A 13,302-nucleotide genomic window follows, 5' to 3' on the forward strand; every position below is an offset into this window, starting at 1 on the left:
TTCCCATAGTGTCGTAAAAAATATTCTATATCCAAGCTAACCTGCGGAATGTGGGTTTTAAGCATATGCGCTACGCGCACGCTACGCGAACATCTATCAGCCAATGCGCTACGCGCACGCTACGCGAACAGTCATTAGCCTTTGACCACCCTAAGCTAAACCCGATTTTAAATGCGTTTTAGCTGATTAGTTGGAAAATTTCTTGAGCAGCGCGATCGCATACGCCCACTTCACCCAATAACTGGCGCATTTCCTGATAATTTTTCAGGGTTTGCTGACGCCGTTCTTGATTAAAAAGGAGTTCCAAGGATTCCTGGACAATATTCTCTGGTGTGGCTTGCTCTTGTAACAACTCCGGCACAATGGAACGCATTACTACTAAGTTAGGGGGAGACATGAAGGGAATCGAAAACTTCAAGAAAGTGCGAGCAAACCAGTAGGTAAAGGGATTAACTCGGTAGAAAACTACCTGGGGCACATCTAGTAGTGCTAGTTCCAAATTCACTGTACCTGACTTGGTAATGGCTAAATCAGCAGCAGCCAAGATTTCCTTAGTTTGACCAGCTACCACCTTAGCTTGTAAACCATAGCGCTTTACTGCTTCTTCAATGGGATGGCGATAGGCTTCTAAAGATAGAGGAATCCAAAATAGTGGTGAATCAGCTTGACTTTCCCTTAAGCCTTCACCCTTTGACTGGCTAAGCTGGCCGGTTTCCTTAGTATCCAACAATTGTGACTGTAGCTGCTTGGCGGCTTCAAAGACTACAGGCATGAGATACTTAATTTCTTGTTGTCTAGAGGCAGGTAAAAGTGCGATCGCACTTTGTTCTGGAGCTATGCCTAAGGTAGCACGAGCCTCCTCCCGGCTTGGGCTAGATTCCATCCGATCTACCAGGGGATGACCTACCCAACTAACTGACGCTCCCTTTTCCACAAAGTAACGGGCTTCTTCTGGGAAAATTGCCAACATTCGATCAGTCATCTCCACAATCATCCTGGTGTTGCGCTTAGAGATAGACCAAACCCACTCTTGGGGAGCAATATAATACACTACCGGTAATTGCGGTAGTTCACGCTTCAGAAAACTACCAATACTCAAATTTGGTCCCATGTAGTCAATCAGCACTACTAGGTCAGGGGGCTGCTGCCGGAGATACTGTTTAGCACGACCTTGGACTTTCAGGGTAGGCAGCACAAAGGGTAGAGATTCCAGAATTCCTACAGAACCAATACTGGTGGTATTACCCAACAGCTTCGCACCAGCTTGGGTCATTTGATCACCGCCTAGAGCAACAATCTCTAACTCTAAGCCAGCTGCTGTTCCCTGACGTTTCAATGCTTCAATCAGTAGAGCCCCTTGTAAATCACCAGATACCTCGCCAGTACTGATAAAGATAGTTTTGAGAGTCATGGTTAATGGATCGATAGGGATTAGGAAAATAGGGGAGTAGACAGTAACCAAATCTAAATTACCTGACTACTGCAACATGGTATCAGTGCCCGGCTAGGGTAAACTGTCACACATTTAAATTGTGAATAAATTGTGAATAGGGGCGCTTTGGGGAGATGGGGAGATGAGGAGATGGGGAGATGGGAACCCACCCCTAACCCCTCCCAGGAGGGGAAGATGGGGAGATGGGGAGATGGGGAGATCAGGAAATGGGGAGATGGTAGACCGGCTTTTGCACAAGTGGATTGACCGTAGGTCACGCTACGGGAACGATTGGCCGTTGGCCACGCTAAGCGATTGACCGTAGGTCACGCTACGGGAACGGACATTTAAATCCATATTAGCTTAATCACTAATTATGTAATTTTTTTATACTTAAGTATTTTCTTTTAAAAGAAAAATTTTACAATTTTATGGGATTTTTACAAGTTACTATAAACTTCATTAAAACTAGTCATTTACTTCATCCACTTTTCATAGTTGTGAAAGCAAAATAAAAACAAATGAAGGAAAAAATACGTGATTTTACTGAATTAGCGCCAGCTAAAATCACATTTTTTATACTATAGGGTGCAATTAAAAAGTATTTTTTAGGAGAAATAAAGATGTCTAGTAATTCTACTAATACAACAGTTTTGACTTTCGATGAACTGCCCTTTCAACCCGTTGATGATCTGAGTTTCATGGGGGTCACATTTGATTTCAAAGTAGCTGGGGTAGATTCAACGGATGCCAATTATGCTGACGTCGGTCCAGGCTCAATTTTCTTTGTACAGGATCCGAGTTTGGAAGGTGATGCCGCCGGAATCCTAACCCTTGACTTTGATGCACCCATTTCCGAGCTTGAGTTTGGGGTGGCGCTGAGTACCTTTGGTACTCTCACACCTGGTTTTACAGTGGAACTGTTTGATGGCTCCACATTGGTAGATGAGATCGAAGTTGATACTAGTCCACTGTCAATCTTTAGCGAGGGTCTGTTCTCCTTTTCTGATAGTGATACACCAATAGACCGGGTTGTAATCGATTTCAATGATGGCACTGCTACCCGCTTCGCTGTTGACAACCTTAGCTTTGAGAAAGCTGGTATTACTCTAATCGGTACTTCCAACAATGACATCCTCGAAGGTGGCGGAGATGACGATATTATCAAAGGCCTTAACAGTAAAGATCTTCTTATAGGACTTGCTGGAGAAGACTACCTCGACGGTGGTGACGGTGACGATCTACTGTTTGGAGGGGACGGTCATGACACCCTCAAAGGTGGCAATGGTCAGGATACCCTCATTGGTGGGGCTCATGACGATATCCTGGAAGGTGGCAAGGGTGACGATTGGCTTTATGGTCAAGAAGGCAATGATCTGCTTAATGGTGGCCAGGGTCAAGATCAACTATTAGGTGGTTTCGGTAATGATACTCTTATCGGTGGCTCAGGAGATAACATTTTAACTGGTGGCAGTGGCCAAGATACCTTTGTCTTGTCAACAGTAGGCAAAGTTACCATCACTGACTTTACCGATGGTGAAGATCTGTTGCAGTTAGATGGTCTGACCTTTGGTCAGATTTCAATTTTTGAACAAAATGACGATACCATAATCACCACCATCAATAATCAACCATTAGCTGTCTTGAGTGGTGTAGATTTTGGTGATATTACAGAGGCAGATTTTGTGCTTTAATCTTCTGTTTTCTTAATTGAGAATCCCTAAAATAGGTTAGCAAAGGGTAAAGGTTAAAGGTGAAAGCAATTTGAAATAAACCTTAAAAACCTTTACCCTTTTCAGCGACGAGGAGGAATCAAACCCCGACGACCTTCCATGACAGACAACTGCAAAAACTGATGCAGGTGCTCAACATGTGGGTTATCTGGTGGTAATTCCAGAGTTTGGAGGGCTTTAGTGAATGGTTGTCCTGAAAGATAGAGCTTCCGGAAGACATTTTTTAGCTGTCTAATTTCAACGGTTGTCAGTCCAGCTCGTTTAAGACCGATTAAGTTAAGCGATCGCACTCGGGATGGATTCCCCTCCACTAGCATATAGGGTGGAACATCCCGGTCAATGCGACTCATCCCACCCACCATAGCTAGACGTCCAATGTGGACAAATTGATGAATCCCCAAGACCCCACTAATTCTCACCTGGGACTCAATATAAACATGACCTGCTATAGCAGTTCCATTAGCGATAATGACAGAATCTTCAATCACGCAATTGTGAGCAACATGACTATAAGCCATTAGCATATTGCCATTGCCAATTACGGTTGCTTCTCCCGCCCCGGTGGCTCGGTTAATGGTGACGTACTCTCGAATTAGATTATTATCACCAATTCTCACCCAGCTAGGAGCACCATCATACTTAAGGTCTTGGGGTTCCGAACCCAGTACTGCTCCTGGAAAGATTTGATTCCTGGCTCCGATCTCCATCGGTCCAGAAAGAACCACATGGGCACCAATGGTTGTTTCTGGGCCAACTTTCACATTATCTTCGATCACCGCGTAGGCACCAATCTGAACTGTCGGGTGTAGTTCAGCACCAGGATGGATAACAGCAGTAGGATGAATAAGTGTTGCCAATTTTCCAAACACCAAAGTGACCAATGACTAACAATACTGGCAAGTTAAAGGTTGCAGGTTGCAGGTTGCAGGTTGCAGGCTACAAGTTGCAGGTTGCAGGTTGCAGGTTTTAGGTTACAGGTTGCAGGTTACAGGTTGCAGGTTTAAGGTTGCAGGTTACAGGTTACAGGTTGCAGGTTGCAGGTTGCAGGTTGCAGGTTTTAGGTTTAATGTTTAATGTTGCAGGTTTAAGGTTTAATGTTGAAAGGTTAAGGTTGACTGTTGCAGGTTTAAGGGTTAATGTTTAGTGTTCCAGGTTTTAGTGCTAAAATAGAACATTAACGTTTAACCTCCAAAGCCAAGTATTTCAACCAAATAACCTACCCTAAACCGAAGGCGAAAGGCGAACAACTAAATAAACAAATAAATAACTTTTAACCAAATAACCTACCCTGAACCGAAGGCGAAAGGCGAATAACCAAATAACTTTTATTCGCTCTTACTAATTATGTTTTAATCCACTATAGAGAACATAAGTTCGCCTTCTACTGCTTTCTTACCATCAACAGTAGCAACTGAGTGTATCTTACCAAAACGACGGCGCTTGATGGACAACAGTTCCGCAGTCATTACCAGTTGATCTCCTGGCACTACGGGACGCCGAAAACGAACTTTGTCAATCCCTGCAAATACGAATAATCCATCAGGACTATCGGGCATTTGGGTTAATACAATCCCCCCAACCTGAGCCATAGCTTCCACTATCATTACCCCAGGCATTAAGGGTCGTCCAGGAAAATGTCCTTGAAAAAAAGGTTCATTAAAGGTAACATTTTTGATACCTACAGCTCGTTTACCTGGAACATAGTCAATAATCCGATCAACTAATGCGAAAGGATACCGATGAGGGAGTAGTTTATGAATCTCTTCAACAGTTAGAACTGTTTTAGTTGATGAGTCATCATTTACATCCTGGGTACTTCCGGTAGAGTTATTTGGCGTGTCAACGTCAGTCAGTGTGGACATAAGCGTACTTTAAGAGAATTACAAATTGTAGGTTAGTTTATTCATTTTTAAAGCTTCAACCTTCTGTGTGTGTGACTTGCAACCCATGCGTTCACCCAGCTTTTTGGCAAGTTGGACATGGAGATGGTGGCTAGCTTTATAGGCGAGGATGTGAGCGACAGGAAAACGTCCTAATAAACTCAAATCCCCTACTAAGTCTAAAAGTTTATGACGCACTGGCTCATTTGAAAATCGTAAGGGAGGATTAACCCATCCGTGTTTACCACAAACCAGAGCATTCTCCAAGCTACCACCTTTTATTAAACCGCGATCGCGCAGCTGGTCAATTTGATCAGCCAAGCCAAAGGTGCGAGCTGGTGCGATCGCATCAGCAAAATTGTTCTGTTCTGGAGTCCAACTATACCATTGTTTACCAATAGCTGGTAACGCAAAGTCAATCCCATAGGTAAATCGAGTTTTGGGTGCTGGTAGAGCGGTTACAAAGGCATCTCCGTGATAAACCGAGACTGGCTCGTTTAATACAAAAGGGATAGGTGTTGTTCCTGAGGGAGTTAGGAGGTGAGGGGGTGTTAGGGTAGCTCGAACTTGTCCGGGGGGAAAACTCTCGTGTGCTTTACCCTCGATTCCTCGAACCCCTGCTGCTACTACTCCCACCTCCTGGATAGCTTCCAGCCACACCTTCGCCGAACCATCTAAAAGAGGCACTTCTGGACCATCAATCTCAATCTGAGCATTATCCACACCACTACCAGCCAGTGCAGCTAAAAGGTGTTCCACCGTGCGAACGGTAGCGTTTCCATACTGGGTTGATGTGGAGAGTTCCGTAGACAGTGTAGTACCTGAAACTGCATCTATGTTTGCTGGAATAACGGGTTTACCTGGTAGGTCAACCCGCACAAAATATCGCCCAACTCCCGCAGCTGCTGGTAGTACCCTTACGTTGGTTAAAATACCGCTGTGCAGTCCGACACCAGAGCGTTCAAACATACCAGCCAAGGTGTTATATACTGAAGACATGTTTTTTGGTCAATTTTATATCAATAAATGCAGGAAAATTGAAAATTGAAAATTGAAATTAACCAATCACAAATCCCAATTAACAATTAGCAATTAACCACTAACAATTCACAACTAACAATTCACAATTAACAATTAAAACTTCTCTCCAATACCAAAGTGAAGACGACTGTCCCCTTCGGTATTCAAACCAAAGTCTACCCGAATCGGACCAAGTGGTGACTGTACTCTAACCCCAAGACCGTAACCGACACCAGTACCGGGTAAATCTCTCTGCTCACCCGGTTCACCAGGAACAGAACCAGCAGAACCAAGGTCAGTGCCAGCGTCAACAAATAGAGCGCCCCCTATTACTGAGAAAATGGGGAAGCGATATTCTGCAGTAGCCTGAAGGTAGCTACGTCCTGAGGCTAGGTCTCCCTCAGCAAACCCCCGCACGGAGTTACTACCACCAATAATAAAAGCTTCATAGGGAGGTAAATCCCCCAAGATAGTTCCCCCTTGAATGTTAAAGGCAAGAGCCTGAGGTCCTTCGGTAAAGTTGGTGAAGTCTACAGGGATATAGAAACTATAGCTACCTCTTAACCGATTCATTAAGATGCTGCCACTACCAATAGGAATAGATTGTTCCATGCCCAACCGCAGTAGAGAACCGTTAGTAGGTTGGGTGGTACTATTGCGTAAATCCCGCACTGCCCCTAACTGGACAGTAGTTAGGTCATCTTCACCACTGTCACTAAAGCTCAACAGTTCTCCATCTGTAGATTCAGGTCTGACATCCCCATCACTATCTTCAATGGCAACACGTTGATATTTCAAGCCTAGGGATGCTGTCCATTCTGCCCGTTTAAATACATCTTCCGATAAAGGACGGCGAAAAGTCACTCCACCACCAGTGCGCACAATCCGGGGGCGGTCTCCATCATCATCATCATTAGGAACTTTAATATTATTCTCACCGCTGCCCCCATTAAATACCAAGGAAATCGAGCGCCTTCGGAATGCATTGATAGTGTAAGAGGTGCGGAAGGGGTCTCCTGCAATCCAAGGGTCTGTAAAGCTCAAATCGAACAATAGCTCTCGGGTTCCCAGCTGAAATTCTCCCCCTAAGGTCTGATTATTACCCCCTAGATTTTGCTGTTGATAGCTCACCGTACCAAAAAAACCACTGGCAGAACTCAGACCTGCACCAGCCGCAATCGAGCCACTACTCTTCTCAATCACGTCTACTACGATGACCACCTGGCGTGGGTCCGTACCAGGTTCAAAGGAAAACCGTACATCATCGAAAATGCCTAAACCAAAAACTCGCTGTAGGTCCCTTTGGGCTTTCTTCCGGTTAAATACACTACCGGATTTTAACTCCACCTCCCGGGTAATAATAAAGGGGCGAGTATTACCCCCAACCGGTTCCTCTTTGTCAGTCATTGATGGAAGTGGGTTGCCATTTTCATCTACAACCGGGTTACCCTCTTCATCGAGAAAACGCACCTTGACAGCTTCGATCACCCCTTCTGCCACGACCAAGGTGACTGTGCCATCCGGTGTGACTTGCTCAGCATCAATGACTTGAGCTAGGTCATAACCTTCTTCCTTATACCAATCGTTTAATTGTTTGATTCCCTCTTGCAGGTCTCGCAGATTCAGGATTGAGCCATATTGCTCACTGAAGATTTCATTAATTTTTTCCTGGTTTACGATCCGTTGCCCTTCCCCTGGGGGTTCTGTTTTGACTGCCACCTGACGCAATACTGGGTTAGCTCTGACAACAAAGCTAATCCTAACTCCCAAGGGAGTATCTTCTGGCTGCACATCCACACTGGAAAAGAAACCTGTGGCAAAGATAGCATTCACATCTTCCTGAAGCTGAGAGCGCGTGGTTGCTCGTCCTGGTCGGGTTTTAATCACCCGATAAATTTCCTCCTCCAGTTGGGGAGATGCGCCAGTAATCAAGACTTCTGCTACCAGTACTCGTATCTCTGAGGAGTCAGAAGGAGGTTGAGTTGAAGGGGGCTCCAGTTGAGTGGGTTCCGGGAGTTGGGACAGATCAACTGTCCCAAAAGGAGGTGTTAGTTGAGCACTCCCTTCGATGCTATCGATTGATAAAGGAGGTTGAGTTGAAGGGGGCTCCAGTTGATTGGGTTCCGGGAGTTGGGACGGTTGATCTACCCCAAAAGCAGGTGTTAGTTGAGGAATCCCTTCTATGCTATCCGGTGATAGTTGAGGTGGGTTTGGGCTAAAGGAGGGTAACTCTGCGGCTGTTGAATCTGCCGGAACCACTAGTTTAGTTGGTTTAGTGGGTACTGCCACCTGGGTTAGTGAAGAATTCGACCCTGAGAGAGTGGTAGGCACAGACTGCACAACAATCTTGGTCGGTACTGCCACCTCAGTCCGGGAAGAGTGAAGCACCGAGGCAGTCGTTGGTTTTGCCTGCACAGCAATTGTTTCAGTAACCGCTTGTTCAGAGGTAGCGCGGTCTTGGGGAGGCAGCGCGGTCTTGGGGGTTCCCCCCATGAGCGACTGCCGTTGGTCCCCCCCATGAGCGACTACCGGTGGTGTTTTTACGTCACTGGAATTCTGTTGAGGTGCATCCGGTAGGGACTGAATGGTTTGCCCACGGGTTGGTTTGGATACACCAATACTGGCAGTAGCAGCGATCATTGCTGCTAACAAAGGAGATAAACGCATTGTGTTGTTTGTTTTTGACACTTCCACACACCATTCCTATTGGGTCATTGGTCATTGGTCAACTCTCAGTAAGCCATTGATTACTAGTTGACGGAGGGCTAACAACTCCAGTGCCATAGGAGCAACTATTATATTAGTTATTAGTTGTCAGCCACAGTACCATGACTGAACACTAGACCTAAGCAAGCAATGCGCATGCCTGTTGTCTATTTTCGTTCGTCTGTGGTTATTTTTACCAATGTGCTGAATTTTTTTTGGGTTACGGGTTAACGATGGCATCAATCCCGTCACTTGTTGTCACCCTGTCACCTCTAGTCAGAGGCTGATTAGATTTTGCTCTGAAGAATTTTTTGTAGCACTTGCTGATAGCCTTGTTCTACATTGCCCAAATCTTTGCGAAATCGGTCTTTGTCCATCACTCGACGCTCCGGATCCGTTTCGGCTTGGTTCCAAAGGCGGCAGGTATCAGGACTGATTTCATCGGCTAATAGTAGTTCTTCAGACGGGGTTACACCAAACTCCAACTTGAAGTCTACTAGAGTAATGCCACACTGATAGAAGAAGTCAGTCAGAATTTGGTTGATTCGCAACGCTTGCTCAATCAGTTGGTTCAACTGCTCAGGCGTTGCTAGTTCCAGCAGTAGTAAGCGATCGCGTGTTAACAAGGGATCTCCTAAGTCGTCATTCTTTAAATAAAATTCCACTAGGGGCTTCGGGAGTACCCGACCCTCTGGTATTCCAGTTTGTTGACATAGACTACCAGCAGCAATGTTCCTGACTACCACCTCCAAGGGCACAATTTTTACCTGTTTGACCAACATTTGGTTGGGAGTAGGACGGTCAATGAAGTGTGTAGCAATTGCCTTCTCTTCTAAGACTTTGAACAAATGAGATGCGATCGCACAATTAATCTCACCCTTACCAGAAATCTGACCTCGCTTTTGGGCATTAAAGGCAGTGGCATCATCTTTAAAGTGAGTTAGCAGAATCTCTGGGTCATCGGTAGTATATAGGATTTTGGCTTTACCTTCGTAGAGTTTTTGATCAGGGGACATAATCAGTAACATGATGGTTCACTGAGAATATCTTGACAGATAGATGTTGAAAGATACATTTAATTCCGGCATTGCTCGACAGAACCAGAAATATAGTTTGACCCTATTGATCCTAAATGCGTTTGTCAGCTACATCTCGATCAGCGCTACTAGGGAGAAAGTGGTAACAGGGGAAGGAGTGGGAATAAATTTTTGTGATTTCGTACTGAGTATGCTTTTTTGTCAAAAACAAAGCCTAAAAGCATTGCTTAGCAATACTTTTAGGCTTTGAGATTCTATTTCCCATAAAAACTAAATCAAAAGAACTAAAAGCGATATAAAGTATTTTTTTAGGCGATTTCAGTTAAATTTTAAGCATAACAGGTACCGAAGAGCTGTTGAACTGAAATCTAAAGTTTTTCACCAAAGCCGAAAACGATCCAGCAAGGGAACAGGATAGGCCACCCCACTCCCGCTTTGGCTTGGTTTCCCACACTCGCGCTTTGTATCAAGACCATGCCCTTGTGTTTTGGGTAATTGCAGCAATCAAAATCATGCCAAATCAGAAATTTGGCTAGGAAGTTATAGTATAATCAGTTAAGTTAAGGTTAGGTTAAGAACGTCTGGTGCAGCCAATAGCTAAGTTAAGGTTAGGTTAAGAACGTCTGGTGCAGGCAATAGCTATGGTAGATCCATCTGATTTTTTATACCCTCACAGTCCCTATCACGGTCAGTTTAAGCCAGAAAACCTGGTTTTTAACGCTAATTTACAGGAATTTTCTCAAAAAGTAAACTACATCTGTAATCTGGAAACTGCTGGTAAGCTGCCTCCAGAAGAGGCTTACCAGCAGATTAAACAACTGTGGAAAGACTTGAAACAAAGCAAAAAGAGCCTGGGTATATAAAGAAGGAAGAAATAGTTCATACTTTACTTCGTGGTCATCGTGTAAACTCCATCCCAGGAATCATCAGGAGGATGATCACAATAGTTTTTAGCTCGGTTAATATGGGTTTTGACAGGCCGGTCATTTGGTTGTATCTCTAGTGCATCAGTAAAATACTTGAGTGCCTGGTGAAAGTCTCGTTTGATGTAAGCATTACGCCCTGCTTGATACAAATCCAAGAACCGTTTTCTTTTATCGGTAAGGGATAGGTCGGTTTTGCCAATTAATTCATAAATCCTAACCGCTTCGTTTTTACCTTTGACCCGGATTTGATCTAACTCCCGCACCACAATGCGATCGCGGCACAAATTATAGGTAGACTCACTCAAGATAATATCGCAGCCATACTCTTTGGTAACGCTTTCGAGACGAGCACTTAAATTCACCCCATCTCCAATAACCGTATAGTCCATCCGTTTTTGGGAGCCGATATTGCCGGAAACCACTTCTCCAGAACTAATTCCCATCCCAATCCGGATTTCCGGTTGGTTGTTACCCCTGCGATTGGAATTAAATTTTGCTAAGCGTGAACGCATATCTAGAGCTGATTTGACAGCCTTCCAAGCATGATTTGGCAGGGGTAAAGGTGCTCCAAACACGGCCATCAAGGCATCTCCAATAAACTTGTCCAAGGTGCCATCGTGATTGAATACAGCCTCTACCATGGTTTCAAAATACTTGTTAAGCAACGATACCACCTCTGTTGCTCCGAGATGTTCTGTTAGGTTTGTGTAGCCCCGGATATCGGAAAATAGAATGGTTACTTCTTGCTTCTTGCCCTGCATTAAGGTATCTTCCCCGAGGGCTAAGACTTGATCAGCAACCCGTGGAGTCATGTAGCGATACATGGCTGTCTTCATACGCTTCTCACGAGTCATATCTTCTAAAACCACCAACCCACCCCGCACACTACCCTCTGGGTTGAGCAAAGGATTGACGCTTAGGTTTAGACTGCGTTCAATTTCCTGAACTTGGTATTTTGACAAATAATAAGTAGATGAAGATTCCGTCTGGGGTGTTTCATTCCAGGGTACATAAACATTCGGGTCATCCCACTTTGGCATTGCCAGCACCATGGATGGTGACCCTTGTGAATCCCCTTGAGGAGGTTTATATAGACCAATCTTCAGAGTTTGCTCTGGCATGTAATGCCGAGTCCCTGTAGCCAAGCTATCTTGCCAACGCCACTGGAGATTCTCAATCGGCACTATATCCCAGATGTATCGACCAGTGAGCTTAGACTGCCACAATTTCCAATCGGGACTGCCTTTTCTACGATTAGGACCACCTAGGAACTTGATGGCTGCATCATTAATCATCACAATTCGTCCCTGCATGTCAGTGGAAATCACTGCGTCGGTTAGACTTTGCAGGATATCTTGCTGATATTGCTTTTCAATCAGGACCCTTTCAAACAGCTGGGCATTTTCCAGAGCTATGCCTGCCTGAATATTAAACGCCCGCATAAACTCTTGATCAGAGCTGGTAAAGTAGCCTTGGTGCTTGTTGATTAACTGGGTCACACCAATTAATTTATTTTTGGAGTTAAATACCGGCATACAAAGAATACTTTCGGTGCGATAACCGGTTTGTTTGTCAGTGGTCGGGTCAAAACGGTCGTCTTTATAGGCATCTGGAATATTGAGCGGCTTACATGTTGATGCTACATAACCAGCAATACCTCGGTTGGCTGGTATTCTGATTTCTATGGTATTTTCTCCATCCGCTGTAGCTACCTTACTCCAAAGTTCGTTGCGATCTTGGCATAGCAAAAATAGCGTAGAGCGGTCCGCTTGCATTAGATCCCGAGCCTGCTCCATAACTAAACTTAGGGTTTGTTCGAGCTTCAGGCTCTTCCCCAGAGACTCCGTTGCCTTGAGCAGAGCAATCACTCCCCTTTGGTTGCGAGCTGCCCGTTGAAATGATTGGCAGGCTTCGAGGATGATGCCAAGGTCGTCGGCAAAGTCCTGAAATTGCTTTTCGTCGGTACTATCGAAGGGCACACCGCCAGTTTTATTCAAAAAATTTATGACAGCAATCACCTGGTTATTGCGATTAAAAATTGGCATACACAGGAGGCTTTGGGTACGATAGCCAGGGATTGCGTCAAATTCTGGGTTAAATAGGGGATGATGGTAAGCAACTGACGTATTGAAAGACTTGCCAGTGGCAGCAACATGACCGACAACACCCTGATTGTGGGGAATCCGGCGTTCTATGGTTTTGTCCGTGTGAGGTTGGGGGATGTTTGCCCATAGTTGACCTGTGTCGGTGTCAACCATGAAAATAGTGGCTTGCTCTGCCTGTAGGACTTGACCAACTTTTAGGGTTAAAGCCTCGATCACCTGCTCTAGCCGAGTTTCCAGAGCATCATTATTGATCAGTGCGATCGCTCCCAGAAACTGTTGGAAATCAGCAGCAAAGAAATCTAACCAGCAGCTAAATTGAGGAATGGATAGGGTTTTGATGCGGTCAATTAGATGGCTGGTTTGTGAGGGTTGAGTTAACTGAGATAATGTAGCGGTGACACTACTGGTGTTCTGTCTTGTCATACTTCGTCTGCTCCTGCCTTTGGAGGCGCGTGAGGGCAAG

General features: G+C 45.0%; 10 protein-coding genes. 3 read left to right on the top strand and 7 right to left on the bottom strand.

Annotated elements, in window-relative coordinates; all coding sequences use genetic code 11:
* Window positions 1-178 precede the first annotated feature (178 nt).
* Window positions 179-1,411, bottom strand: coding sequence for a lipid-A-disaccharide synthase (lpxB, locus tag AC4II3_RS09180; protein WP_488009361.1), 1,233 nt, complete (start codon window positions 1,409-1,411; stop codon window positions 179-181).
* Between the two features lie 163 nt (window positions 1,412-1,574).
* Between lpxB and AC4II3_RS09185 the strand changes: the two genes are divergently transcribed.
* Window positions 1,575-1,751: a hypothetical protein gene (locus AC4II3_RS09185; protein ID WP_488009363.1), complete on the top strand. Its 177-nt coding sequence runs from the start codon at window positions 1,575-1,577 to the stop codon at window positions 1,749-1,751.
* 304 nt (window positions 1,752-2,055) lie between these two features.
* On the top strand, window positions 2,056-3,126 hold the full coding sequence (locus AC4II3_RS09190) for a calcium-binding protein (RefSeq protein ID WP_488009365.1): 1,071 nt from the start codon (window positions 2,056-2,058) through the stop codon (window positions 3,124-3,126).
* Between the two features lie 101 nt (window positions 3,127-3,227).
* On the opposite strand, the gene lpxA is transcribed toward AC4II3_RS09190, so the two are convergent.
* The 5 genes from lpxA to purC form a co-directional block, all read right to left on the bottom strand.
* Window positions 3,228-4,022: an acyl-ACP--UDP-N-acetylglucosamine O-acyltransferase gene (gene lpxA / locus AC4II3_RS09195; RefSeq protein ID WP_488009367.1), complete on the bottom strand. Its 795-nt coding sequence runs from the start codon at window positions 4,020-4,022 to the stop codon at window positions 3,228-3,230.
* Window positions 4,023-4,514: 492 nt separating this feature from the next.
* Window positions 4,515-5,027: a 3-hydroxyacyl-ACP dehydratase FabZ gene (gene fabZ / locus AC4II3_RS09200; RefSeq protein WP_424102180.1), complete on the bottom strand. Its 513-nt coding sequence runs from the start codon at window positions 5,025-5,027 to the stop codon at window positions 4,515-4,517.
* An 18-nt stretch (window positions 5,028-5,045) separates the two neighbouring features.
* Window positions 5,046-6,044: a UDP-3-O-acyl-N-acetylglucosamine deacetylase gene (locus AC4II3_RS09205; RefSeq protein ID WP_488009369.1), complete on the bottom strand. Its 999-nt coding sequence runs from the start codon at window positions 6,042-6,044 to the stop codon at window positions 5,046-5,048.
* Window positions 6,045-6,179: 135 nt separating this feature from the next.
* Window positions 6,180-8,732: a BamA/TamA family outer membrane protein gene (locus tag AC4II3_RS09210; RefSeq protein WP_488009371.1), complete on the bottom strand. Its 2,553-nt coding sequence runs from the start codon at window positions 8,730-8,732 to the stop codon at window positions 6,180-6,182.
* 326 nt (window positions 8,733-9,058) lie between these two features.
* Window positions 9,059-9,787 carry a phosphoribosylaminoimidazolesuccinocarboxamide synthase gene (purC, locus tag AC4II3_RS09215; protein ID WP_488009384.1) on the bottom strand — a complete coding sequence of 243 codons (729 nt, stop codon included), beginning with the start codon at window positions 9,785-9,787 and terminating at the stop codon, window positions 9,059-9,061.
* Between the two features lie 662 nt (window positions 9,788-10,449).
* Here purC and AC4II3_RS09220 point away from each other — a divergent pair.
* The gene (locus AC4II3_RS09220) at window positions 10,450-10,671 is read left to right on the top strand and encodes a DUF7219 family protein (RefSeq protein WP_424102177.1); all 222 of its coding nucleotides are present in this window, start codon (window positions 10,450-10,452) and stop codon (window positions 10,669-10,671) included.
* Between the two features lie 23 nt (window positions 10,672-10,694).
* On the opposite strand, the gene AC4II3_RS09225 is transcribed toward AC4II3_RS09220, so the two are convergent.
* On the bottom strand, window positions 10,695-13,262 hold the full coding sequence (locus AC4II3_RS09225) for a GAF domain-containing protein (protein ID WP_488009374.1): 2,568 nt from the start codon (window positions 13,260-13,262) through the stop codon (window positions 10,695-10,697).
* Window positions 13,263-13,302 lie beyond the last annotated feature (40 nt).

The sequence above is a fragment of the Moorena sp. genome (assembly GCF_982860115.1).

Coding starts and splice junctions, on each gene's coding strand:
- fabZ (WP_424102180.1), bottom strand. CDS start 5,027: ATGTCCACACTGACTGACGTTGACACGCCAAATAACTCTACCGGAAGT.
- AC4II3_RS09185 (WP_488009363.1), top strand. CDS start 1,575: ATGAGGAGATGGGGAGATGGGAACCCACCCCTAACCCCTCCCAGGAGG.
- AC4II3_RS09210 (WP_488009371.1), bottom strand. CDS start 8,732: ATGCGTTTATCTCCTTTGTTAGCAGCAATGATCGCTGCTACTGCCAGT.
- AC4II3_RS09220 (WP_424102177.1), top strand. CDS start 10,450: ATGGTAGATCCATCTGATTTTTTATACCCTCACAGTCCCTATCACGGT.
- AC4II3_RS09190 (WP_488009365.1), top strand. CDS start 2,056: ATGTCTAGTAATTCTACTAATACAACAGTTTTGACTTTCGATGAACTG.
- lpxB (WP_488009361.1), bottom strand. CDS start 1,411: ATGACTCTCAAAACTATCTTTATCAGTACTGGCGAGGTATCTGGTGAT.
- AC4II3_RS09225 (WP_488009374.1), bottom strand. CDS start 13,262: ATGACAAGACAGAACACCAGTAGTGTCACCGCTACATTATCTCAGTTA.
- purC (WP_488009384.1), bottom strand. CDS start 9,787: ATGTCCCCTGATCAAAAACTCTACGAAGGTAAAGCCAAAATCCTATAT.
- AC4II3_RS09205 (WP_488009369.1), bottom strand. CDS start 6,044: ATGTCTTCAGTATATAACACCTTGGCTGGTATGTTTGAACGCTCTGGT.